At 60.1% G+C, this 24,976-nt stretch carries 19 protein-coding genes and 1 riboswitch; of the genes, 17 read left to right on the top strand and 2 right to left on the bottom strand.

Translation table 11 applies throughout. The annotated features are described in order from the left end of the window. The first annotated feature begins 84 nt into the window (after nucleotides 1-84). From Q0K06_RS06495 to Q0K06_RS06525, 7 genes are all read left to right on the top strand, one after another. Nucleotides 85-1,224, top strand: coding sequence for an exonuclease SbcCD subunit D (locus tag Q0K06_RS06495; RefSeq protein ID WP_294550162.1), 1,140 nt, complete (start codon nucleotides 85-87; stop codon nucleotides 1,222-1,224). Beyond that, on the top strand, nucleotides 1,221-4,514 hold the full coding sequence (locus Q0K06_RS06500; protein ID WP_294550165.1) for an SMC family ATPase: 3,294 nt from the start codon (nucleotides 1,221-1,223) through the stop codon (nucleotides 4,512-4,514). The genes Q0K06_RS06495 and Q0K06_RS06500 overlap by 4 nt, the downstream gene beginning before the upstream one ends. Before the next feature lie 99 nt (nucleotides 4,515-4,613). Further along, complete coding sequence (locus Q0K06_RS06505; RefSeq protein WP_294550168.1) at nucleotides 4,614-5,222, top strand: TetR/AcrR family transcriptional regulator; 609 nt, start codon at nucleotides 4,614-4,616, stop codon at nucleotides 5,220-5,222. 154 nt (nucleotides 5,223-5,376) lie between these two features. Then, on the top strand, nucleotides 5,377-5,862 hold the full coding sequence (locus tag Q0K06_RS06510; protein WP_294550171.1) for a hypothetical protein: 486 nt from the start codon (nucleotides 5,377-5,379) through the stop codon (nucleotides 5,860-5,862). A gap of 7 nt (nucleotides 5,863-5,869) precedes the next feature. Continuing rightward, nucleotides 5,870-6,058, top strand: coding sequence for a hypothetical protein (locus Q0K06_RS06515; protein WP_294550174.1), 189 nt, complete (start codon nucleotides 5,870-5,872; stop codon nucleotides 6,056-6,058). Further along, on the top strand, nucleotides 6,045-7,208 hold the full coding sequence (locus tag Q0K06_RS06520; protein WP_294550177.1) for a DUF1266 domain-containing protein: 1,164 nt from the start codon (nucleotides 6,045-6,047) through the stop codon (nucleotides 7,206-7,208). The genes Q0K06_RS06515 and Q0K06_RS06520 overlap by 14 nt, the downstream gene beginning before the upstream one ends. A gap of 234 nt (nucleotides 7,209-7,442) precedes the next feature. Next, a riboswitch (glycine riboswitch) is annotated at nucleotides 7,443-7,542 on the top strand. Between the two features lie 103 nt (nucleotides 7,543-7,645). Further along, complete coding sequence (locus Q0K06_RS06525; RefSeq protein ID WP_294550206.1) at nucleotides 7,646-9,067, top strand: sodium:alanine symporter family protein; 1,422 nt, start codon at nucleotides 7,646-7,648, stop codon at nucleotides 9,065-9,067. 84 nt (nucleotides 9,068-9,151) lie between these two features. Here the strand turns inward: Q0K06_RS06525 and Q0K06_RS06530 are convergent, their stop codons facing one another. Next, on the bottom strand, nucleotides 9,152-10,318 hold the full coding sequence (locus Q0K06_RS06530) for an iron-containing alcohol dehydrogenase (protein ID WP_294550180.1): 1,167 nt from the start codon (nucleotides 10,316-10,318) through the stop codon (nucleotides 9,152-9,154). Between the two features lie 209 nt (nucleotides 10,319-10,527). Between Q0K06_RS06530 and Q0K06_RS06535 the strand changes: the two genes are divergently transcribed. The 10 genes from Q0K06_RS06535 (at nucleotide 10,528) to Q0K06_RS06580 (ending at nucleotide 24,403) form a co-directional block, all read left to right on the top strand. Next, the gene (locus Q0K06_RS06535) at nucleotides 10,528-11,538 is read left to right on the top strand and encodes an O-acetyl-ADP-ribose deacetylase (protein ID WP_294550183.1); all 1,011 of its coding nucleotides are present in this window, start codon (nucleotides 10,528-10,530) and stop codon (nucleotides 11,536-11,538) included. Nucleotides 11,539-11,903: 365 nt separating this feature from the next. After that, nucleotides 11,904-12,800: a LysR family transcriptional regulator gene (locus Q0K06_RS06540; RefSeq protein WP_294550185.1), complete on the top strand. Its 897-nt coding sequence runs from the start codon at nucleotides 11,904-11,906 to the stop codon at nucleotides 12,798-12,800. A gap of 132 nt (nucleotides 12,801-12,932) precedes the next feature. Then, nucleotides 12,933-13,754: a DNA glycosylase gene (locus Q0K06_RS06545; RefSeq protein ID WP_294550187.1), complete on the top strand. Its 822-nt coding sequence runs from the start codon at nucleotides 12,933-12,935 to the stop codon at nucleotides 13,752-13,754. A 310-nt stretch (nucleotides 13,755-14,064) separates the two neighbouring features. Continuing rightward, nucleotides 14,065-15,552, top strand: coding sequence for a TIGR02677 family protein (locus tag Q0K06_RS06550; protein ID WP_294550190.1), 1,488 nt, complete (start codon nucleotides 14,065-14,067; stop codon nucleotides 15,550-15,552). After that, on the top strand, nucleotides 15,545-16,702 hold the full coding sequence (locus Q0K06_RS06555; RefSeq protein WP_294550192.1) for a TIGR02678 family protein: 1,158 nt from the start codon (nucleotides 15,545-15,547) through the stop codon (nucleotides 16,700-16,702). Before Q0K06_RS06550 ends, Q0K06_RS06555 begins: the two co-directional genes overlap by 8 nt. Then, the gene (locus Q0K06_RS06560; protein WP_294550194.1) at nucleotides 16,680-20,723 is read left to right on the top strand and encodes a TIGR02680 family protein; all 4,044 of its coding nucleotides are present in this window, start codon (nucleotides 16,680-16,682) and stop codon (nucleotides 20,721-20,723) included. Before Q0K06_RS06555 ends, Q0K06_RS06560 begins: the two co-directional genes overlap by 23 nt. Beyond that, nucleotides 20,723-22,006: a TIGR02679 family protein gene (locus tag Q0K06_RS06565; protein ID WP_294550196.1), complete on the top strand. Its 1,284-nt coding sequence runs from the start codon at nucleotides 20,723-20,725 to the stop codon at nucleotides 22,004-22,006. The genes Q0K06_RS06560 and Q0K06_RS06565 overlap by 1 nt, the downstream gene beginning before the upstream one ends. 150 nt (nucleotides 22,007-22,156) lie before the next feature. Further along, on the top strand, nucleotides 22,157-23,614 hold the full coding sequence (locus tag Q0K06_RS06570) for an RNA-binding domain-containing protein (RefSeq protein WP_294550198.1): 1,458 nt from the start codon (nucleotides 22,157-22,159) through the stop codon (nucleotides 23,612-23,614). An 84-nt stretch (nucleotides 23,615-23,698) separates the two neighbouring features. Beyond that, nucleotides 23,699-24,028, top strand: coding sequence for a cupin domain-containing protein (locus Q0K06_RS06575; RefSeq protein WP_294550200.1), 330 nt, complete (start codon nucleotides 23,699-23,701; stop codon nucleotides 24,026-24,028). Between the two features lie 24 nt (nucleotides 24,029-24,052). Continuing rightward, nucleotides 24,053-24,403 carry a cupin domain-containing protein gene (locus Q0K06_RS06580; protein WP_294550202.1) on the top strand — a complete coding sequence of 117 codons (351 nt, stop codon included), beginning with the start codon at nucleotides 24,053-24,055 and terminating at the stop codon, nucleotides 24,401-24,403. Between the two features lie 143 nt (nucleotides 24,404-24,546). Here Q0K06_RS06580 and Q0K06_RS06585 read toward each other — a convergent pair whose 3' ends face one another. Next, the gene (locus Q0K06_RS06585) at nucleotides 24,547-24,891 is read right to left on the bottom strand and encodes a TIGR04076 family protein (protein WP_294550204.1); all 345 of its coding nucleotides are present in this window, start codon (nucleotides 24,889-24,891) and stop codon (nucleotides 24,547-24,549) included. Nucleotides 24,892-24,976 lie beyond the last annotated feature (85 nt).

Consider the following 24,976-nt stretch of genomic DNA (forward strand, 5'->3'; position numbering starts at 1 on the left):
TCATAAGCCGGGGGCGTATTGCGCAGGGCCGTGCGGGCGGCTATAATGGATGGGAAACGACAGCTTACCGGGAGGAGGCCTATAATGAAGCTCATCCATCTCTCTGACCTACACCTGGGAAAACGGGTCAATGAATTCTCCCTGCTGGAGGACCAGCAGTATATTTTGACAGAGATCCTCCAAATCATTGACCGGGAGGCGCCCGACGGGGTGCTTATCGCCGGGGACGTCTACGACAAGCCGGTGCCCTCCGCCGAGGCCGTGGCTCTGCTGGACGATTTTCTGGTGCGCCTGTCCGGACGGAAGCTCCGGACCTTTGTTATCAGCGGCAATCACGATTCCCCCGAGCGCATGGCCTTCGGCGGGCGTCTCATGGCGGGCAGCGGCGTCCATCTGGCCCCTGTGTACGATGGCAGGGTGGAGCCCATCACGCTCACCGACCAGTACGGCCCGGTGAATCTCTATCTGCTGCCTTTTGTGAAGCCGGCCCACGTCCGGCGCTGGTTCCCCCAGCGGGAGATCGCCACCTACACCGACGCCCTGGCCACGGCCATTGAGGCCATGGGAGTGGATACCGCCGCCCGCAATGTGCTGGTGACTCACCAGTTTGTCACCGGTGCGGTGCGGTGCGACTCGGAGGAGGTGTCTGTGGGCGGGGCGGACAACGTGGACGTGTCCGTCTTTGCGCCCTTTGACTATGTGGCCTTGGGGCATATCCACGGTCCCCAGCGGGTGGAGCGGGAGACGGTGCGTTACTGCGGTACTCCACTGAAGTACTCCTTCTCCGAGGCCGGGCAGCAGAAATCGGTCACGGTGGTGGAGCTGGGGGCCAAGGGGAATGTGGCCGTCCGCACCGTGCCCCTCACCCCTATGCGGGACATGGTGGAACTGAAGGGAACGTACGAGACGCTGACCCTCCGGGACTTTTACGAGGGGGCAGGCTATCCGGGAGACTATGTTCATATCACCCTCACCGATGAGGACGATATCCCCGATGCAGTGAGCAAGCTGCGGGTCATCTACCCCTATCTGATGAAGCTGGACTATGACAATACCCGCACCCGGGCGGGAGGGGTGATAGACAGCCCGGAGGACAGACGGGACAAGTCTCCCCTGGAGCTGCTGGAGGAATTCTACGAGAAACAGAACGGACGGCCCATGGCAGAGGCCCAGCGGGACTTTGCCCGGGACCTGATGGAGCGTATTTGGGAGGGAGAGGCATGAGACCGCTGAAACTGACCCTGTCCGCCTTCGGGCCCTATGCCGGAAGGACAGTCATTGACCTGGAAAAGCTGGGCGCCCAGGGGCTCTATCTCATCACCGGCGACACCGGCGCGGGCAAGACCACCATCTTTGACGCCATCACCTATGCCCTCTATGGCGAGCCAAGCGGCGAGAACCGGGAACCATCCATGTTCCGCTCCAAGTACGCCCGGCCGGACGCCCCCACCGAGGTGGAGCTGGTGTTCTCCTACGGCGGCAAGACCTATACCGTCCGCCGGAACCCGGAGTATGAGCGCCCTGCCAAGCGGGGCGGCGGTACCACCACCCAGAGGGCGGAGGCGGAACTTCGCCTGCCTGACGGCCGTCTGGTCACCAGGCCCAGGGAAGTCAACAGCGAGATTGCGTCCATCATCGGCCTGAACCGGAGCCAGTTTGCCCAGATTGCCATGATCGCCCAGGGGGATTTTCTCAAGCTGCTGCTGGCCGATACCAAAAGCCGCCAGGGAATTTTCCGAGAAATCTTCAAGACCCGGTACTACATGACCTTCCAGGATCGGATAAAGCGGGAAGCGGGAGAACTGCAAAAGGCCTGCGAGAGCGCCCGGGCCAGCGTACAGCAGTACATCGGCGGCGTGCTCTGTCAGGAGGACGATTTGCTGCGTCCCAAGCTGGAAAAGGCAAAGGCGGGAGAACTCCCCTTTGGGGAGACGGAGGAGCTCATTGAGGCGCTAATCGCCCAGGACAGGCAGGCGGATGCCCGGTGCCAGGAGGCGATGAACGAGCTGGACCGGGCGCTGGAAGAGACGGCGGGACTGCTGGGTAAGGCGGCAGAGCTGGACAAGACCCGGCGCAGCCTGGAGCACGCCGGCGCCCAGAGGCAGGCCCTGCTGCCCAGACTGGAGACGGCACGCGGGGTGCTGGAGGAAGAGAGCGGAAACAAGCCCCGCCGGGAAGAGCTGGCAAAGAACCTGGCGGCCCTGGAGGCGGAGCTGCCCCGCTACCAGGAGCTGACCGGCAAGCGGGCGGACCTGGACGCTCTGAAGGAGCGTATTTCCGGGCTGAAGGAGCAGCAGGACCGGCTGACCCAGGCCCGGCAGGTTCAGACAGACCGGCTGGACGAGTGGAAGAAAGAGGCGGAGAGCCTGTCCCGGGCAGAGGCAGACCGGGAGCGGCTGAGAGGGGAGCGGTCCCAGGCTGAGAGCCGCCGCTCCGCTCTGGATGCCCTGGCCCAGGACATGGCGGAGTGGAAGGACTGTGGAGCCCGGCTTCAGGAGCGCCGGGCCCGGCGGGAAAACCTGTCCCGCCAGTGGGAGAAGCTGTCCGAAGAGCTGACCCGGCAGAACAGTGCCCTTCAGGCAAGCCGGGATACCTGGTCGGCCACAGAGGGACTGGAGGCAGAGCGGGAAAAGCTGTCCCACCGCCAGACTCAGGCTGTGGAGCAGAAGCAGGCGCTGGACAGCCTGACCGGCCTGCTGGAGCGCTGCCGGGCATCCAGGGCGTCACTGGAGCGGGCCCAGGCAGCCTATCGAACCGCGCAGGAGCGGGCCGATCAGGCGGAGGCGATCTACAACCGGCAGAACCGTGCCTTTCTGGACGAGCAGGCAGGTATCCTGGCTCAGTCCCTGGAAGAGGGCAAGCCCTGCCCGGTGTGCGGCGCGCTCCACCACCCTGTGCCCGCCCGTGCATCCGAGGAGGCCCCTACGGAGGCGGAACTGAACCAATCCAAAGCGGACGCCGAGGCAGCCCGTCAGGAGGCCGGCGAAAAGAGCCTGGCGGCGGGCAGGGAAAAGACTGCCTTGGAGGCAAGGGAAGAGCAGCTGCTCTGCCAGATGGCGCCCTATGTGGAGGAGCCCAGAATAGCGGATGCCGCCAAACAGCTGTCGGCCTGCAAGGCGGAAAACGCCGCCGTCCTGACCCAAATCCATCGAGAACAGCAGGACCTGGAGGCACAGCTGACCCACCGGGAGAAACTGGGACAGAGCATGAAGCGGCAGGAGGAGGAGCTTGCGGCGCTGACCGCCCGTCAGGAGCGGCTGAGGGCGGAGATAACCGAGGCGGATGTGGCCCGGAGCGGACTCCAGGGGCAGAGGGAGCAGCTGGAGGGCAGGCTCCGGCGGCAGCTGGCCGAGCAGCTGGAGGGCTGCACTCTGGAGGCCGCATTCCTGCGCGTCCCGGAAGAGCAGGCGGTCGCCCAGGCCGCGCTGGATCATCTGGAGCGGCAGCAGAGGGAGAACGCAGCCCGGGTGGCCCGAAAAAAAGAGCTGGACGAGAAAATTCCCCAGGCTGAGCAGGAAGAGAGAAAGCTGGAGCAGAGGTGCTCCCAGTGCCGGGAGATGCTGGCCGGTGCGGAGAGCCGGAAGCAGGAACTGGCGGGACAGGTGGATGAGCTGCGCGCCGGCCTCAGATGCCCGGACGACGCCGCTGCCCGCCGGCAGCAGAACGCGCTGCAGCATGAGATAAAAAAGCTGGACCAAGCCCTGGAGGCGGCCCAGGCGGCCTATGACGCCGGGGAGAAGGAGCTGGCCGGATTGGATACCGCCATCCAGGGACTGAAGAAGCTGCTGGAGAGCGCCGGGGACATTGATGTTCCGGTCCAGCAGGCCCGGAGCAAGGCGCTGAACGAGGCCCGGAACGCCCGGGCTGCGGAGCAGCGGACCATCCACACCCGGCTGACCACCAACCAGACTGTCCTGGAGAATATTCGGGGGAAAGCGGCGGACCTGAAGGCCCTGGAGGAGCGATATACCTGGGTGCGGGCTCTGTCCGATACAGTGAACGGAGCCCTCCAGGGCAGAGAGAAGATAGCGCTGGAGACCTATATCCAGATGACCTTCTTTGACCGCATCCTCCGCCGGGCCAATATCCGCTTTCTGGTTATGTCAGGCGGGCAGTACGAACTCAAGCGCCGCCGGGTGGCGGAGAACAACCAAAGCCAGAGCGGCCTGGATCTGGATGTGATTGACCACTATAACGGCTCGGAGCGCAGCGTTAAGTCCCTGTCCGGCGGTGAGTCTTTCAAGGCGTCCCTCTCCCTGGCATTGGGCCTGTCCGACGAGATCCAGTCTGCCGCCGGAGGCATTCGGCTGGACACCATGTTTGTGGACGAGGGGTTCGGCTCCCTGGACGAGGAGTCCCTCCAGCAGGCCATCCGGGCCCTTACGGGCCTGACCGAGGGAAACCGCCTGGTGGGCATTATCTCCCATGTGGCTGAGTTGAAGGAGAAGATCGACAAACAGATTGTGGTCACCAAGGACCGGACCGGCGGCAGCCGGGCGGAGATTGTGGTGTGACGCACTGGGGAGCGTGTCAACTGGGACTTGCCATGACCGGAGCGGTGTGGTAGAATAAATACAAAATACGATATTTGTTTTTATTATAGGAGGGACGCCATGCCCAAGGTGGCTTATACGGAAGAGGATCGGAAGCGTGTCCGGGAGGCGCTGCTCACCACAGGGCTGGAGCTGATGGCCCGGCAGGGGATCCAGCACACCACTGTGGAGCAAATTTATAAGGCTGTGGGCATTTCGCGGACCTTTTTCTACTCTTTTTTCCCCACCAAAGAGGATTTCGTGGTGGAGACCCTCTACCTCCAGCAGCCCAAAATTCTCGCCTACGCCCGGAAGCTGATGGCCGACCCGGCCCTCAGTTGGCGGGAGGGGGTCAGGCAGTTCCTCCTCGCCTGCTGCTACGGCGAAAAAAACGGCATCGCCGTCCTCACCATTGAGGAGCAGCAGTTGATTTTCCGCCGTCTCTCGCCGGAGAGCTACCAGACTTTTCGGGAGAAGCAGGCCCGCCTCTTCGGGGAGCTTCTGGAGTGCTTCGGCATCCGGTCCGACGGAGAGCGGGTGGCTCTCTTTACCAATCTGAGCCTGGCCGTCATGGTCTTCCGGCGGGCTATCCCCCAGACCATGCCGCTGTTTGTGCCTGAGGCCGCCGATAAGACCGTGGACTTTCAAATCGACACCATTGTGAACTACCTGGAGTGTGTGAGAGAATAAGCGCAAAATCCGTCTGAATATGTGCAAGCCGTATTCAGACGGATTTTTTAACAGAAAAATAAAGACAAAATGCAAAAAATATCTTTATTCTCTTCCGGAGAGCTGGGACGGGGCTCCGTCCCCTCAGATAAATAACATCTAGGAGGAAACGAACATGGGATTTTTCAGCAAACTCTTCAGGGGACCGGAGATCGACATGGAGAAGAGCAGCGCCAACGCCCAAAAGATGCGCCGTCTGTTCAACCAGGTGGTGGAAAATGGGGACCGGTACAAGCTGATCTGCGGCTATACGGAGGATGTGAGCCGCTTCAATTACGGCTTTGTCCACGGCAGCAAGACCAAGATTGGAAATTTAATTGTAGGCTGGAACGAGGCGGAGGAGGTCATAGTGGTGGTGCCCACCGTCCCTGACCTGTCCGGGTGTGGGGACCCCGCTTGGTACCGGCGCTCCGAGATTCTGAAGGCCTATCGGAACAAGTATCCCACCGACGCCTTTGTTATCTGCCCCGACCGAAAGGGCTATCTCGCCATCAATGCCTACGACTGGCTGGAGGATGAGAAGCTCTATGTCTATGTGTCCCAGGAGCAGGAGCTGGCGGACTTTACGGCCTTCTTCACGGAGCGCTTTGCCAAGAAGTGAGGGGCGCATGTGGTTTTATGAACTTGGCGCTATACTGCTGGTGCTTATCGCCGTAACAATTGTGGGTAATCTGTGGTTCCATACGGTGGAGTCCCTGCTGGAACGGTTTAAGGGCCTGTTCAGCAGGCGCAAGGCCCCGCCGGCATGGCACGAGTTGGAGCAGGAACAGGAGGAGCGGGACAATGATCGACATTGATGAGATCCAGCGGCGGGCCCGGGAAGCCCGGGAAAAGGCCTCGGGCGGCCTGCGGGAGGCCGTGGAGAAGAGCGAAGCGCTGGCCGGAAGGTGGGGAGAGAAGCTGGAGGAGAAGCCATCTTCCGAGGCGGCTCAGGCCGCAGCCAATGCCCGGCGGCAGGTGGAGATTCTGGGTCAGACCTTCAGTGGGGAGGATATGGCGCAAATGGCGGCCAGACAGGCCCAAATGGCGCAGATGATACAGGAACAGATGGCGCAGGCCGCCTCCATGGGGGCGGAGTCAGTGATAAGCCAGCTGTTTGGAGAGGACATGGGAGTCGTTGCGGCAGCGCTGGAGACTCTTGCCATGGAGGAGGACGACGAGGAGGAGGGCGCTCTGGGTCTGGAGGAGGAGCAGGCGCTCTATACGCTGCTGGAGGATACCATGGCCCGGCTGGAGGCCATGCCCGAGCCTGAGTCTGAGTCCTACGGAAAGGACGCCGCCCGCTGGGAGCGGTTCGGTGTTCTTCTCTCCGGCATTGTCTCCACCCTCAACGACCACCGGCTGGACGGCATGGACGTGGAAGAGCATATCCCGGTTATGGAGCAGCAGGTGGCGTCCATTGTGCGCCGCTCCTGGGGCATTGACGGCCGGGCGGACCTGCTGGATATGATCCGCTATCTGTCCCGGGAAGGCTACACCCTGCGGTACCGGATTTATGCCCAGGCGGACTCTCCGGAAGAGCTCTGGGATGAGGACGGCGACCAGGAGGACCGGGAGAATACGGCCCGGGCCTGGCGTTTTGCCCAGCGGTACCGGGACCGGTATGCCCCCGGCTTTATGGCGGGCTGGGACGTGGGCCGGGCCGCTATGCTGACCCGCTGGGGCTGTTATCTGGGCTGGCTCACCCGGGAGGAGGCGGAGGGCCTTCTGTGGGACCTGTCCCAGCAGGCGGCGGAAGAGCTGAACAGCTGGCGGGAGTTTGCCCAGTCCTACCTGTTCGGCGGCCTGATGTGGAAGCTGCTGTGCGGGGACCCTTCGGCGGCCAGCTATCTGGGCTACATAGCGGATGCCGCCGCGGTGCTGCTGGCCGGAAAGGATGGCCGGGGCGGACAGTGGCGGGACTTCCCCTGGCCCGCCCGCCGGAAAATCGGCTTTGGGCGCGGATGAAGAAAAGAACAGGAAGCAGACTTCGGGACAAGGGGCGTTTTGGAAACAGAGAGATGATTTGACTGCTGGCGGCGGTACGGTGAAAACCGGAGGAAGGGGTTGACAATGTCCATCAATGACGGTATAATGTCCTTCACAACCGAACAAGACAATTGAAGCGCCCAGGAAAAAGCCGTTGGCTTGTCGAAGGAGTAACACTCTCAGGCGTTCCGGACTGGAACAGAGACTGTGCGTGGATGTCACTCTGGAGAAGCTCACGAACTGGGTGCCGAAGGGGCAAAGCGGAGCGGGACAGCGCCGCCAATCTCTCAGGCAAAAGGACAGAGGATACACAAAAACGGCGGAGCCGCAGAGGCCCGGCCGCAGGCAGTGTTTTTTCTTAACAGACCGTGGGCAGACCCACGGTCTGTTTTTTGAAGAGGAGAGAAAACACTATGATGGAAGCACTGCAAGCGTTGGAGGCGTGGCTCTATCCCCACGTCTGCAACATCAACGTCACCCTGTCCAGCTATATTCTGGTCTTTCTGCTCATCGGCGTGGGGCTCTGGTACTCCATCCGCACCCGCTTTATCCAGGTCCGCTGCTTTGGGGAGGGTATGCGGCGGGTGTTCGGCAACCTGTCCCTGCGGGGCGGGCGGCAGGAGCGGGGCATGAGTTCCTTCCAGGCCCTGGCCACCGCCGTGGCGGCCCAGGTGGGCACGGGCAATATCGTGGGCGCCTCCGGCGCCATCCTCACCGGCGGGCCGGGTGCCATCTTCTGGATGTGGATCATCGCCTTCTTCGGTATGGCAACTATTTATGCCGAGGCCACCCTGGCCGTTAAGACCCGGATTACTGACGAGCAGGGGCACTTCCACGGCGGTCCGGTGTACTACATCACCACTGCCTTCAAGGGCGCCTTCGGCAAATTTCTCGCCGGCTTTTTTGCCGTGGCCATTATTCTGGCCCTGGGCTTCATGGGCTGCATGGTCCAGTCCAACTCCATTGGCTCCACCTTTCAGACTGCCTTTCATATCCCCGCCTGGGTGGTGGGCATTGTAATGGTGGTTGTCTGCGCCTTCATCTTTCTGGGCGGCATGGACCGGCTGGCGGCTGTGACCGAGAAGCTGGTGCCCTTCATGGCGGTTATCTTCCTGGTGGGGGGCCTGGCCGTGCTGGCAGCCCGGTTCCGCTATATTCCCGAGACCTTTGCCATGATCTTCCGCTACGCCTTCCAGCCCCAGGCCATCATCGGCGGAGGCTTCGGCTACGCCATCAAGACTGCTGTCAGCCAGGGCGCCAAACGGGGGCTGTTCTCCAACGAAGCGGGCATGGGCTCCACGCCCCACGCCCACGCCCAGGCCAATGTGAAGGATCCCCACGACCAGGGCGTGGTGGCCATGATAGGCGTGTTCATCGACACTTTTGTGGTGCTCACCCTCAACGCCCTGGTGATTATCTCCACCCTGTACACCAGCGACGGTATCCTCCATACCGGCGTCATCCCCGAAGGCATCAGCAACACCAACCTGGCCCAGACCGCCTTCGGCACCGTGTTCGGCGGGGAGGGGGGAGCTGTCTTCGTGGCGATATGCCTGTTCTTTTTCGCCTTTTCCACGGTGCTGAGCTGGAACATGTTCGGCAAGATCAACGTTATCTATCTCTTCGGCAAAAAGGCCGTTCCGGTGTATGCGGTTGCCGCCCTGGTATTCATCTTCCTGGGTACGCTCATGTCCAATGATCTGGTGTGGGAGCTGACCGATATGTTCAACAACCTGATGGTCATTCCCAACGCCATTGCCCTTTTTGCCCTGACAGGTACGGTCGTCAATATCGCCCGGGGACACTCCGGGAAAAAAGAGGTTCAATTACAGAAATAAAAAATAAGGCGTCCGCCGGAGCCTTCCGGCGGACGCCTTTCTGTATATGGAGGGGACACAGCGGGAAAAGACCGGCGCGTCCCCTTACATGCTGGCCTTCAGAATTGCGATGACATCCTCCCGGGTGAGTACCCGGTATCCGCCGGGCATAATGAAGGTGCCGTCGGCAATGCCCTCCAGCATGTCCTCCGTGACGCCCAGGTCCCGGATATTCATAGTCACGCCCAGCTCTTTCATCCAGGCCTCCATGGCCTTCAGACCCTCCTCAGCCAGGGCCGTGTCATCCTTGCCCTGAGGGTCCACACCCCAGACATTGACAGCAAAACGGGCGAACTTGCTCAGGCCGTAGGGCATGATGAAGCGGTAGTAGGCCAGGGATACAGCGGACAGGGTCATGCCGTGGGTGGCGTCGGTAAAGGCGCCGATGGACTGGCCGATCATGTGGACCTCCCAGTCGGTGGTCTTGCCCATGGCCAGCAGAGTGTTCAGGGCCCACGTAGCCGCCCACATGATGTTGCTGCGGGCCTCGTAATCCTTCGGGTCACGAAGCGCGGCCCGGGAGCTGACCACCAGAGACTTCATCAGCCCCTCGGCGATGTAGTCGGTGGTATTGTCGTCAGTGCCGGAGAAATACTGCTCACAGATGTGATTAAAGGCGTCATAAATGCCGGCCACCATCTGCTTCATGGGCACGGTAAAAGTGTAGGTGGGGTTGAGAATGGTGAATTTGGGCATAACGTTGCTGCCGAACACGTGACCGATCTTCCGCTTCTGCTGGTGATTGGTGATGACCGAACCGCCGTTCATCTCCGAGCCGGTGCCTACCATGGTCAGCACGCAGCCTACGGGGATGATCCGGTTGTCCACATCCTCCATACGGAGGTAATACTTGTCCCAGGGGTCCTCCGTGCACCAGGCGGATACAGACAGGGCCTTGGCGTAGTCGCAGACCGAGCCGCCGCCCACGGCCAGAATCAGATCCACGTCGTGCTCCCGGGCAATGCGGCAGCCCTCATAGAGCTTCTCCACTGTGGGGTTGGGCATAACACCGGGCACCTCAAAGACCTCTTTGCCGCAGCCCTTCAGAATGTATACCACCTGCTGGTAGAGGCCGGACTTCTTGATGGACCCGCCGCCGTAGGTCAGCAGCACCTTACTGCCGTAGCCGGCCAGCTCGCCGGAGAGAGCCTCCAGGGCTTTCTCGCCGAAGTGCAGGCGGGTGGGATTGCAGTATGTGAAATTTCCAAGCATAATGAGTCCTCCTTGTCGGATTCCTGTCCACCGGAACAGGCTGATTGTACTGTATTCGGTGTAGCGCCGAAAGGCTGAAATAGCAAATACCCATATTTTATTCTTCACTATGCCCAAAAGGTATTTCTATCTGCTGGAGCCTGCCTGGTTGTCACAACAGAGCGGATATGTTATGATGAGAGCACAAAACACTGCGGGAGGCGGAGCTTATGCCCCTTCAAATTGTCCGGGATGATATCACCACTATGAAGGTGGACGCCATTGTCAATGCCGCGAAGGAATCCCTGCTGGGGGGCGGCGGTGTGGACGGCGCCATCCACACCGCCGCCGGGCCGGAGCTGCTGGCGGAGTGCCGCACGCTGGGCGGCTGTCGGACGGGAGAGGCAAAAATTACGCAGGGGTACCGGCTGCCCTGCCGGTATGTCATCCACACCGTGGGCCCGGTCTGGCGGGGCGGGACCCATGGCGAGCGGGAGCTGCTGGCGTCCGCCTACCGCTCCTCGCTGGAGCTGGCGCAGAGATATCGGCTTCAGACAGTGGCCTTTCCGCTGATCTCCTCGGGGGCCTACGGCTACCCAAAGGCACAGGCCCTGAAGGTGGCGGTGGATACCATTGGGGAATTTCTTCTCCACAATGACATGATGGTCTATCTGGTGATCTTTGACAGGGCCTCCTTTGAACTGGGAGAAAAGCTCTTTGCAGATATTTCCGCCTATATTGACGACCGGTACGTAAAAGCACATGGAGGCAGCCGGATAGAGCAGCGGCGCCGGGCCCTGTTTGCCGCTGGGACAGCCTGTGAACAAGAGACTGAGAACGCCGCGCCCTGTCAGGCTGCGCCGCAGGCCAGAAGGGACCTGGAGGAGGCGCTGGGCAAGCTGGACGAGAGCTTTTCCCAGATGCTGCTGCGAAAAATCGACCAGTCCGGCATGACCGATGCGCAGTGCTATAAGAAGGCAAACATTGACCGGAAGCTCTTCTCCAAGATCCGATCGGATATCCACTATAAGCCCTCCAAGCCTACGGCTATGGCCTTTGCCGTGGCGCTGGAGTTGTCCCTGGCGGAGGCGCGGGAACTGCTGGAAAAGGCGGGGTTTGCCTTTTCCCACGCCAGCAAGTTCGACATCATTGTGGAGTACTTTATTGCCCGGGGAAACTATAATATCTTTGAGATCAACGAGGCCCTGTTTGCATTTGATCAGAGTCTGCTGGGCGGATAATCCCCGGATACGGAGGGTGAGTGTAAGATGATGTACAGGAGGCGGTTCAGCTTGTCTGGGCCGCCTCTTCTTCGTACAGCGTTTTAGCCCTCCCGGATGCAGAGATCACAGAGGCGACAAAGCAGGCGCAGCTCCGAACGCCATGCAGGGCGCGGCAACCGGAGAGGACCTGTGCCTGTGACAAGAAATTGGGGACAGAAAGAGAGAGCAGGCATATTAGTCGCCTCCTGTTCAGAGGCTTTCGGATACGAAGCGGAGCGCTGTGTTGGGAATGATAAACTGATAATAAATAGCTATATAGAATATTCCGCCATGCTTGAAATCTATATTTAACCTATGCTATGATCAAGGATGGGGGTGGCATTATGGAATTGAGAGTGCTGCAGTACTTCCTTGCAGTGGCCAGGGAGCAGAATATCTCAGCGGCGGCTCAGTCGCTGCATCTCACTCAGCCCACGCTCTCACGACAGCTCAAGGAGCTGGAGGAGGAGCTGGGCAAACAGCTGATGGTCCGAGGCAACCGGAAGATTACCCTCACAGAGGACGGGATGCTGCTGAGAAAGCGGGCAGAGGAGATTTTGGATCTGGTCAGCCGGACAGAGAAAGAGATGATGCGGTCCGACGATACGCTCAGCGGGGATATCTACATTGGCACTGGAGAGACCGACGGCGTGCGTCAGATTGCCAGAGTGGCAAACCGGCTTCAGAACGCCTATCCGAGAATTCAATTTCATATTGTCAGCGGAGATGCTGTGGATGTGTGCGAGCGGCTGGATAAGGGCCTGCTGGACTTCGGCGTGCTTCTGGGCGACATTGATAAGACGAAGTGCTGCTATTTGGAGCTGCCTATGAAGGACCGCTGGGGTATTTTGATGCGTCGGGACAGCCCGCTGGCACAGCAGCATTCCGTCGCCCCCCAGGACCTGTGGGACAAGCCGCTGATTCTCTCCCGGCAGGTGGACAACAAGAGCGGCCTGTACCGCTGGCTCAGGAGAGAACCGGCCCAGCTCCACACGGCGGCCACCTATAATTTGATTTATAATGCATCTCTAATGGTAGACGAGGGAATGGGCTATGCCTTCACCCTGGACAGGCAGGTCAATACCACAGGCAGCAGTCTCTGCTTCCGTCCTCTGCGGCCGAAGCTGGAACTGAGCATGTATCTGGTATGGAAGAAATCCCAGATTTTTTCCCGGGCGGCAGAGCTGTTTCTGGAGTATCTGCAAGAGCAGCTGATAACGCCCGCCGAAGGCCGGGAGTAGCGTGAAAAGTCTCGGCAGGAGAGCGGGGGCGGCAGGCTGGAGCACCGGAATACTGCCGTCCAATGGACCGCGCTTTTCTCTTTTTGCAGAGCGCTGTCATAGAAAACAGGGGATGAAGGAAGGCGCATATTCATGGAAGTTTACATTTCCGACCTGTTTGACCTGGAGAAGATTGCGGGCAGCGGACAATGCTTCCGTGTTCTCTCACATTCCGGTGGGACATATCGCTTCATCACCGGAAATCAGGTTCTGTACATCAGAAAGAGTTCAGAGGAGCGCTATCAGGTGAGCTGTAACCAGGCGGTTTGGGAGGGTGTCTGGCGGCCTTATTTTGATCTTGGCCGGAACTACCGGGATATCAGCAGCCAGATCCCGGCCGAGGACACCTTTCTGCGCCAGGCCGCACAGATGGGCGCAGGCATCCGGATTCTGCGCCAGGACCCCTGGGAGACCCTGCTCACCTTTATCATCTCCCAGCGCAAGAGCATTCCGGCCATTCGTGCCGTGGTGGAAATGCTCAGCGAGCGATACGGCGGCGCCGTCCGCACGCCCTATGAAAGCCTGCATACTTTTCCAACAGCGGCGCAGCTGCGGGATGTGTGCGAGGAGGACTACCGTGCCTGCAAGGCCGGATATCGGGCGCCTTATCTCTGTGATGCGGTTCAGAAGGTACTGTCGGGACGCCTGAACCTGGAGAAAGCTGCCGCCCTTTCGGACAGCGGGCTGATTGCCGCTCTGGAGGAAGTGCGGGGCGTGGGAATAAAGGTGGCAAACTGCGTGGCGCTGTTTGCCTATGGCCGGGCGTCCTGCGCCCCGGTGGATACCTGGATCAGGCGGATTATACAGCGGGAGTACAATGGCCGGGACCCATTCGGCCGTTACGGCGCCGCGGCCGGCATCATGCAGCAGTATTTCTTTTACTACGCACTGAACCACAAGACGGAGACGGCATAAAGCCAGAAGAAAGGAGACAATACGGGACCGCAGGCCATGCGGTCCTGCTCGGTCAGAGATATCAGGCGTTTGCCCTCTGCCCGGAGCAGACTTTTTCGGCGCCGTATTGACTATGACGGCATTACGCTCCCGGCTGGGTGGGGAAAGGGCGCCAGGCCGTAAATATGCCGGATAACCCGGAGGGATTCGGACAGCGCTAAAAAGTCCGGAAAATAGGACAGTTTATAGTGTAAAATAGCAGCCAAGCAGAGAAATCATTCGCCGTAACACAGAACTGGGAACATAATTCTGAGAATAAAGGACGATTGCTATGATGCAGGCTGAGCTTTTGGAGAATATCTCTGAGACCAGGTATCTCTCAGCGGACAACTACTTGGTTTACCGCACTATTATGCGGATTTTCTACTTGGAGCACCAGAAAATGCATTACCAGATGGACCGGGATACTGTACTTGCGCTGCTACGCCAGCAGGCCTGCTTCACGCAGTATTCCCCGGAGCAGCTGACGCTTGATTTGCAGCAGCTGGTGAAGTGGAGAAACCTTACGCCGATTCAGGACCCGCGCAAGCCCCGGACAATCGCCGAATTTAAAAACCGTCAGTTCCAGTACATGATGTCCCAGCCGGCCGTTGAAATTGAGCGGATGACCATTACTCTGGAGAACCTATCCACCCGGACCGCCGGCCTCTCTGTCAGCCCTTTCCGCCGCATCCGGGAGGATCTGTACAGGGCGGAACAGCTGGACAGCCTCTCCCTCCGGGAGATACAGGCCTGGTGGGAGGACTTGCAGGAGGATTTTCAGCGCTTAAGCCAGAGCCATCAGGACTATCTTCGGGAATTCTACGGACCCGGCACAGAAATGCAGATGAAGTCAGTGGATTTCATTGCCTACAAACAGAACCTTGTGCGCTATCTGGAGGAATTTATTCAGGATCTCCAGCACAGTGTGGCGCAGATCGGCGCCCAGCTGGAGCGATTTTCACCGGAGGAGACGGCCCATATTCTGGAGCTGGTCCGGCGCAGTGAGCTGGAGATCCCACGGCCCCAGTCGGAGCAGGCGTCCGGCTGGCAGAATGAGCTGGACGCCCGCTGTGAAGGGGTATGGCGCTCTCTGCTGGACTGGTTTGTCGGAAGCGATTCCACGGCCCGCCAAGTGCTGAATGTCACCAACGAGGTCATCCGCCGGACCGTGCAGAACGCGGCTCTGCTGGTACAGATGGAGAACATGGGGGTGAGCAACAAGGCGGAGCTGAGCCATTTGCTCAAACTGTTTGCCGGGTTCCAGTCTGTGGAGGAGGCCCATAGGCTTTCCGCTCTGGCGTTTGGCGTACAGCAGGTCCGGCACTTTGCCTTCACGGCCGTCCGGGAGACGGACCGGGCGGATTTGAGCACCTATGACGAGGCGCCCTTTTCGCATCTCCTTCAGCCCAGAACGCGCTCGTACAGACCCCGCCTGGACCGCTCCGGCTTCGCGGACAAAAGTGAGGAGAAGGCGGCGCAGCGTCAGAAGATATTGGAGAAGGAACGGATGCTCCGCCAGAAGGTGATGGGATATATCCATGACGGCAGGCTGGACCTGGCCGCGCTGGACGACCCTGTGCCCCCGGATGTGCGCAGGGTGTTTTTGTCCTGGGTAGCTGCCGCCAATTTCAGTCCGGATCACAGGGGACGGACCCAGTATGGGCAGTCCTATACGCTGCACAGGCGGCAGAACCAGACCTGCCGTATGATCTGTACCGATGGGACGCTGACCATGCCAAACTGCGTGCTGATATTTGAGGAGGGCGGCCATGGATGAATTTCGCGCTCTGCTGGATCGGTTTTGGGTCACCCGCCGGAGGGACCGGGAGCTCTACTTTGCCCTGAAGCGGGCTCTGCCGGACTGCCGCAGGCTGGTCAATGAATCTCTGGGCTGGAATCTGATTGTCAATGAATCGGTGGTCAAGCTGGAAAAAGTGCCGCCTAGGGCCATGTCCTGGATGGGAATTCAGTCCTTCCAGGAGCCCCTGGACTACTGCCTGCTGTGCGCGCTGCTTCTGTTTCTCGCAGACCTGGATGACGGCGCGCCGTTTTTGCTCTCCTCGCTGACCAAAGCCATTGAGACCTTTCTAGCCGAGGTAAAGCCGGTGGATTGGACTCAGTTTCTGCACCGCAAGTCCTTGGTGCGGGTCCTTCAGTACGCCCAGGAGGTGGGGCTGGTGGTGGCCTACGACGGAAACAGCGCAGGCTTTGGCGGCAATCAGGAGCAGGAGGTGCTCTATGAAAATACTGGCCTGTCCCGGCATTTTCCGGTCCACTTTGGGCGGGATATCCTGCAATGCCAGACCATCGAGGACTTTGAAGCCCTCTCCTGGGAAGGGGAGAGCACCGAGCGCAGACGGCACCGGGTGTATCAGCAGCTGGCGCTGACCCCCGGTCTTTACTGCTCAGAAGAGAACCAAAGTGACTACGAGTATGTCAAAAACCAGCGCCGGGTCATCAGTTCCAGCCTGGACAAGGCGCTGGACGGAGAACTGCAGCTCCATAAAAACGGCGCATTTTTCCTGATGTCCGAGGGGGAACGGTGCGGAATGCTCTACCCTGGCACCAGGGCACTGTCTGACGTGGCCCTGCTGCTGTGCGGACAGCTCCGGGAGCGGATTCTAAGCGGGGCCTATCATCGCCGGGCGGACGACGTTGTGGTGCTGACCCGGCGGGAATTCCGCTATGAGATCGAGGCGTGCCGGTCAAAGTGGGGGAATGGATGGGGGTCCCAAATCCGCGCCATGTCGCTGGAACGGCTGGTCCAGGAGCTGACCGCCTATATGGCCGGTTGGATGCTGCTGGAGACGCTGGAGGAGGACATACTGCTCTATCCGGCTGCGGGCAAGCTTGTGGGGTATTATCCACCGTCCTATCACAATGAACTGCATGGGGAGGATGAAGATGAGCCGCTGGAAGATGAATAAACTGGGCTTTCTCAATTTCTGGCTTTATGATCAGGAGGAGTTCCAGCTGCACAACGGACACATTCTCCTGCGGGGAAACAACGCCGCCGGAAAATCCATTACCACACAGAGCTTTATCCCCTTCATCCTGGATGGGGACCGGCGGCCGGAGCGGCTGGATCCCTTTGGCTCCCGGGACCGCAAGATGGAGTTCTATCTTCTGGGGGACAACGAGCGGGACGAGTCCACCGGATATCTGTATCTGGAGTTCAGGAAGCCTGGGGTGGAGGAATACCGCACCATCGGCGTGGGAATGCGGGCTCAGAAGGGGAAGGGAATCGACTTCTGGGGTTTTTGCCTGCGGGACGGACGCCGAATCGGGGACGACGGTGTTCAGCTGTATGAGACCGTGGGGAAGCAGAAGCTGCCCCTCACCAAACAGAAACTGCGCAATTTGATTGGAGACGCCGGCTGCTGGGCGGAGAGCCAGACAAAATACAAGGAGATGGTCAACGCCCAGATTTTTGGCTTTCGGGATATCCGGCAGTACGATCGGCTGGTGCAGCTGCTGATCCTGGTGCGCGCCCCCAAGTTCTCCAAGGACTTTCGGCCTTCTGAGGTGAAAAAGATACTCAACGAGTCCCTCCAGGTGCTGACTGATGAGGATCTCTCCGCCATGGTCAGCACCATGGAGCAGATGGATAATCTGGAGGACACCCTGCACAGCTACAACACCGCGGTCCAGGACGCCAGAATCATGGCCAGAGAGTATACCCGGTATAATCAGTACATAATGGCTGGCAAGGGCCAGGCCTATCTGGACGCGCGGAACAGGACCCAGAGCCTGCGCGGCCAGCTGCAGGACGGGGAGCGCCAGCGGCAGGATATAGCCCGGCAGCTGGAAGAACAGACGAAGCGCATGCGGCGGTCGGATCAGCTGCTGAAACAGGCCAGGGCGCAGCGGCTGTCCATGGGGGAAGACGACCTGTCTGCCAAGCAGAACCGGCTCAGTCATATGGCGGACACATGCAAACATCTGGAGGAACAGCTGGGCCAGGGCCAGGAACAGCTGCAAAAAATGGAGGACAGCATTCAGAAAAAGGAGGCCCGGCTGCGGCAGATGAACCGGGAAGAGGAGGACGCCCGGGCTGCATTGCGCCTGACCATGCGGGAGCTGAACGGCCAAAATGAGCTGCTGATGCTGGGGCAGGAGCACGAGCAATATGTCCGCAGCCTTCAGACGGAGTGCCTGGAGAGGGATCACCAAGCCCTGTGGATGGCGCTCAAGCAGCGGACCCGCCAAATTAAAGCGGTTTTGGACTGCCTGCGGCAGACAGAGACGGCCAGAGGGCGCTATGACGCCGCCTGTCAGGCGCTGGATCAATCGGAGAACGCCGCACAGGAGGCGGAGCGCCGGGTACGGGATACCCGGGTACAGGAGCGGGCGGAGCGGGATAAGCTGCTAGAGGCGTTTACGCAGCGCCGGGATCAGAACACCCAGCTGGAAATTCCCCAGGAAATCTGGTTGGAGCTCCGCCGCGGCCTTATCGATTACCGCACTCCGGCGGACTGGACCCCCATCCGCAACCAGTTGGACGGCTGTGAACGAAAGGCGGCGTCAGCGCTTCGGGGGGAGCAGATCCGGGCGGAGGGCGTTCTCTCCGAGCTGCAGAAGAAGTGCGGCGAGCTAGAGTACCACCGCAGACAGATTGAGAGCCAGCCGGAACCCATCCCGCCCCGCCGGGAGCAGACCGAAGCAACCCGCATTCAGCTGATGATGCGGGGGGTGCCCTGCGCGCCTCTGTACGAGCTGGTGGAGTTCGCGCCCGGCCTGCCCCAGGAGCGCCAGGCCCTGTTGGAGGCCCAGCTGCTGGACGCCGGACTGCTGGACGCTCTGGTGGTGCCTGACGACCGTATTCCGGAGATACAGGAGCTATTGGCGGAGTATCCGGATCGCTTCCTGGTACCCGGTCCCGCTGCTGCCGATCCCATTGACAGCCTGATCCCGGACGCCGCGGGTCGTTTTCCTCAGGAGGCCGCCGCCTGTCTGCGCAGTATATCCCGCTCTGATCTGAGCGCTGAGACCGCCCTGCTGGAGGACGGGCGGTTCCGCTGCGGCATGGTCCGGGGCCATAGCCGGGCGGAGGGCCCGGCTGGGTTTGTGGGGGCGGCCGCCAGGGCGGAAAACCGCAGGCGACAGCTTCAGGCTCTGGAGGAGGAATTGAAACGCTTGGGAGTTGAGATACAGGCGGCACAGCGCAAGATATCCGACCTCGGGGCGCGGCTGGAGCAGCTGCAATTGGAGCGGTCACAAATGCCCACTGCGGAGGAATTGGACCAGGCTCTGATACAGCTGGAGAAGGCCCAAAACGCATTCCAACAGGCAGAGAAGGAGAAAAAACGGTGCCTGGACGAGGAACAAAAGACAAAACAGGCCTGGGCCGCCCTGGACCAGGAGAGCCGCAGCCGAAGTATGGGCCTGCCCTATGAGCGAACGGTGGAGGCCTATCAGGAGGCGCAGGAGGCCGCCGACGGCTATCAAGAGGCGCTGAATGTGGTGGAACGCAGCCGGCAGAAGCTGAACTATGCAATTTGTTCCAGCCAGAGCGAGCAGGACAGAATCGACGAGCTGCGGGATCAGGCGGACAACAAGAAGAAGGACAATTATAACATTCAGAATGCCATCTCTGTTCAGCAGGCCGCCATGCGGGAGCTGCAGGACTTTTTAAACCAGCCTGAAAACCGGGCGCGCGCCAGCCGCCTGGCCCAGCTGGACCGGGAGATCCAGGTTCAGGATGCGGAAAACCGGGAGGCAGGGAACCAGTGCATCCGTTTGAAATCAGAGCTGGACAGAGTGGACGAGGCCATACAGGGGAGAAAGCAGAGACTGACCGACGCGGTGATCGACGAGCAGGATCTGGAGGGCTATTTCAAGGAGGAGCTGGACCTGGGCTTTACAGAACTGAACCGGGATCAGGGGCTTGACGAGTGCGCACGGCAGGCGATTAGCAATACCCAGGCCTCTGCCCGGGGCCGCACGGTGGCAGAGATGGGGGAGGCCATATCCAGCAACTTTCAGCGGTACAGAGGCAGCCTCTCCAACTACCATCCCGAGATCAAAATCCGGTTTGACCCGCCCGGCCGGCCTGCCCAGCTCCGGCAGCGCTATGTCATCACGCTGAAGAAGAACAGCAGAGAGCTGTCGCTCTATGAATTCATCCAGTCCCTGCAAACCGACATCGACACCACAGAGGCCCTGCTGGACGATAAGGACCGGGAGCTGTTTGAGAACATTCTGACCGAGACCGTCAGCCATACACTGCGCGCCCGCATTGAGGAGAGCGCCCAGTGGACCAGAAACATGACCGGACTGATGGCCGGGCTGACCACCTCCATGGGGTTGAAGTTCAGCCTGGAATGGAAGGAGAAAAAGTCGGAGGGCGCGGGGGAGCTGGATACCGCCCAGTTGGTCACCTTCCTGAATAAGGACCGGGCGCTGCTCACTCCGGAGGACAGCCAGCGGGTTTCAGGCCATTTCCGCAGCAAGGTCAAGCGGGCCAGGGAGGAAGCCCATATCCAGGGAATTCCGGTCAATTATGCAGACCTGATCCGTTCTGTGCTGGACTACCGCAGCTGGTATGAATTCCGCCTGTTCTACCAGCAGGGCGACGGAGACAGGAAGGAGCTGACCGAACGGGCCTTTAACTGGTTCAGCGGCGGCGAAAAGGCTATGGCCATATATGTGCCGCTGTTTGCGGCGGTCTCGGCCCAGTATTTGAAGGGCGGAGAGGCATGCCCCCGGCTGATGGCGCTGGACGAGGCGTTTGCCTGTGTGGACGATCAAAATATCAGTGCCATGTTTGAGCTGGTTGGGATTCTGGAGTTTGATTACATCATGAATTCCCAGTTCCTGTGGGGATGTTACGCCTGCGTAACCGACCTGGACATTGCGGAAATGCACCATCCGCCTAACACCCCGGTGGTCACCGTTCTCCACTACCATTGGAATGGCGCGCAGAGAGCTTTGGAGGACGGCGCGTAATGAGAGAACAAGTGAAAGCGTGCGTGGAGTATTTCCGCGCTCACCCCGGATATCGCCGCCTTCTTGCGGAGCTGCGGCAGAAATACCAGCGCTATGGCCGGCCGGCGGGAACAATCTGTCTGCCGGACGCCACAGAGGAGGAACGGGAAGCGGCCCGGCTTCTCTTTGGCAGAGCCTTTGCGCAGCCCCTCCGTTTTGCGTCGTCGCAGTTTGAAGCGGCCCTCCAGCAGACCCGGTTCCAGGATGTCTGTCTGCGGGAGCTGCTGGAGGCATACTTCGGCGGAGAGATTACGACCAAACGGGAGGCCAGAGAGGCGCTGGATCAGCGCCTCTCCGCCCTGCTGGGTCAGGCAGCGGATGCTGCCCGTGGAGAGAGCAGCATCCGCTGGCTCCAGTCCCTGAAGGCGCGGCAGGGAGGCGGATACGGGCTGCTCCGCCGGGAGGCGGCCAGAGCACCGGAGGCGGCAAGCGTCAGCCTGATGCGGGCCTGCCGGAGCATGGACTGCCTGGAAAACCGGACGAAGCAGCCGGTCCGGCTGGCCGTGCTCAGCGCGGAGGCCACCTCGGATCCTCATGCGCTGGACAGCGGAACGGTGAGCGGGAAGCTGTTCCTGCATCTGCTGGCCCATAGCGCGGGGAGAGAGCTGCCAGACCGGGCGGAGCAGCGGGACGCGCTCTATTATGAACACGGCATCCTGTGCGACAGCATCTCCAGCCTGGTCACCCAGGTAGGGCTTGTTCTGGACACGGAGGACGGGGAGCACCCCGCCTACCGCCTGCTCCGGCAGCGGCATGAGGCGTGCACTCTGTCTCTGGCCAGCCTGTCTGGGCTCAGCGGCGCCCGCAGCCCCACAAAGCGGGCATATCTTGTGGAAAACGAGATGGTCTTTTCCCAGCTCTGTGATGAGGCCGCCCGGTTCCGTGCGCCCCTGATCTGTACGTCAGGGCAGCCCTCTGTGGCGGCGCTGCGCCTGCTGGATTTGCTGGCAGACAGCGGTACGGAGCTGTTTTACTCCGGAGACTTTGACGGGAAAGGGCTGTCCATCACCGTGCAGCTGTGGGCACGCTATCCCCGGCTGCTGCACCCCTGGCATATGACGCCCGAGGACTACGAGCGGTGCTGCTCTGATGTAAAGCTGAGCAGCAGCAGCCTGGCACTGCTCCAGTGCTGCAGGGGAACGGCGCTGGAGTCCGCTGCCGCTGCAGTCGCCCGACGGGGATATGACGGCTATCAGGAGCTGCTGCTCCCCCAGCTGGAACAGGAACTTACGGAAGGGCCGTAACCGGGGACATGGGCGCGGGATTTTCAAACCAGACCGCCTGCGCACGGGTGGATCAAACAGCGGGTTTATGATATGCTTGTCGTACTTCGTCCGGGACGGGCGGGTAGGCGACAATCCCGGAATAGAGGCTGATGTCGAAGGAGGCGGGCTATGATTGATTTTTCCCAGATTGAGCAATACCGCGAGAATAACCGAATCGAAGCCAAAAAAGCTCTTGGCGGCCTTCCCCGGAGCATTTGGGAGACTTATTCTGCCTTTGCAAATACCATCGGCGGGATGATTCTCCTTGGCGTGGAGGAGCATGCGGACCACTCCCTGCACACTGTCAATCTCCCTGCGCCGGAGCGCCTCATTCAGGAATTCTGGAGCATCATCAACGACCCTCAAAAGGTCAGCGTCAATATTCTGACCAACAGGCAGGTTCAGGTTGTCAACATCGATGGAGACAATATCATTGCCATTACGGTGCCCCGGGCCCAGCGGTATGACAGGCCGGTATATATCGACGGAAGCCCTCTGCGCGGAGCTTACCGCCGCAGCGGCGAGGGTGATTACAGGTGCACATATGAAGAAGTCCAGGCCATGCTGCGGGACGCGGCAATACAGACTCAGGATATGAAGGTGCTGGATCATATCCCAATGGAGGGACTGGATAGAGAGAGCGTACGCCATTACCGCACCCGCATGGGAAACTATCGTCCCGGCCATGTGTGGGAGACGCTGGAGGATACCGAGTTTCTCTGCAAGCTGGGCGCAGCAGGCAGAGGGACAAATGGCGAACCGCACCCCACAGGCGCCGGGCTGCTGATGTTCGGCCGGGAGCAGGAGATCATCAGAGAATTTCCCAACTATTTTCTTGACTACCAGGAGCAGACCGGCGCGGGCGGCCTCTGTATGGAGCGAATGACCTCGTCCGCCGGCGGCTGGAGCGGCAATCTCTATGAATTCTACTTCCGCGTGTATGAAAAAATAGTCCGGGACGTCAAGCCTCCCGCCGGGGCCGCGCAGGAGGAACAGGCGGATGCGGCGTCTCTTCACGGCGCTCTGCGGGAAGCGCTGGCCAACTGCATTGTAAACGCCGATTATTACGGCGCCTGCGGACTCTCTATCGTCAAGCGCAGGGACAGCATCGCCTTTTCCAACCCCGGCAGTTTTCGCATTGAGGTGGAGACAGCCAAAAGCGGCGGCGTCTCCGACCCGCGCAATGCGGCGCTGACCAGAATGTTCAACCTAATCAACATCGGAGAGGGCGCGGGCAGCGGTATTCCGAGCATCTATTCCGTATGGAGAAAGCTGGACTGGTCCCAGCCCGCCATTGAGGAGCAATTTGCACCGGAGCGGACAACGCTGACACTGCCGCTTCGGAAGCTCAGCAGGAAAAGGCCGCTGGGAAAGGGAGGCGTCCCCAGGACGGCGCTGGTGCAGATCAAGAAAGGGCTGATCATTGCGTACCTGACAGACCATGTCAGCGCGGGGACAGGTGAGATTTCAGACTATATCCAGTTGAAGCCGTCCCGGACCCGGGAGTATTTGAAGAAGCTGATTGCCGAGGACATTGTTATGGCGGAGGGCAGCGGCAGAAACCGGGTTTATAAATTGAAAGCGTGAATGATGAACCTGAGTTTTGTTGCAGATACAACGGAATTTTCTGCTGAAATCGGGTATACTGCGGCCATAAGGGAGGTGAGGCCTGTGGAAGCCCTGCGAAATCTGCCCACGCAGCAGCCGGAAGCGCTGTCTCAGCTTATCTGCATTCAGCCCGGCCGGGTGGTCAGCATGTCCATGAGCCGGCGGGAGCAATGCCAAATGACCCTTCTGGCCTTTGGCGATGGGGAAAGCGTCAGCGAGGAGCGCTACTTTGGCGATACCCTCTACTATGTTCTGGAGGGTGAGCTGCATATCTCCATGGAGGGCGGCAGCCACCGGCTTTGCCCGGGGGACTGTCTGGCGGTTCCCGCCCGGGCATCCCATGCGGTGGCTGCACCGGGAGGCTGTAAGCTGCTGCAAATCACCCTTTCATAAGACCCTAAAAAGGAGGCGTTCCTCATGGAAGCACTGATCAAAAATGTCCCTCATGCACAGCCCTTTGACCTGGCGGGACAGGTGACCTATGAAACCGGAAAGGTGGTCAGCCTGACCCTGGCTCAGCAGCCCGGCGTGGGTATCACCCTGTTTGCCTTTGACGCAGGAGAGGCCATCAGCACCCATGCCGCTCCGGGAGACGCCATGGCCACCATTCTGGAGGGAACCGCTCAAATCACTATTGACGGCGTTCCTCACACGCTGGGCGCAGGGGAGGCCATCATTATGCCCGCCGGAATTCCTCATGCGGTAAAGGCTGTCACTGCCTTCAAGATGTATCTGGTGGTGGCAAAGGCTCCGGCTGCGGCCCGGTAACGTCCGGCTGATGCTGAACAGTTAAAAGCGCGTCCCCCATCCAAAATGGACGGGGGACGCGCTTTTAACCAAAAATTCGGTACAGGAATGAGTGGTTATCAAGCTTTTTGAACTTGTCCAGGGCAAGAAACTGGCAGAGCCGGTCAGCGCACAGGGGTATCGCTGGGCTTAGCCTCCTCCTGGGTGGCCTCCAGCTTGAAGATAACCGGCCGCAGGCCGTCGTTGCAGCTGCAGATGGCTATGCCGGGCTTCCGGATCCAATCTCCATAATAGAATAGTTCCTTTTCCGCCCCATGGGCCAGGGCAAACACGTATTGATAGATGGCCTTCCAGGCCTCGTCGCACAGCCCGGCCGGCTTGGCATAGTCGGCATAAAAGACCTGACCTGCCTGGAGCATGGGACAGGCGGTAAGGCTCTCCACACCGTATTCATCGGCCAGTTCCCTGTCCAGGGTAGTTTTTAGAACTGTGATCTTAACTCGCTTCATTGCATTGCTGCCTCCTATTACAATAAATTTGGACAGGAAAGCCGGGCAGCCAGTCCGGCTTTCTTTCCATCTCGTGCCTAAGCTA

Source organism: uncultured Pseudoflavonifractor sp. (assembly GCF_944387805.1).
Classification (GTDB): Bacteria; Bacillota; Clostridia; order Oscillospirales; family Oscillospiraceae; genus Pseudoflavonifractor.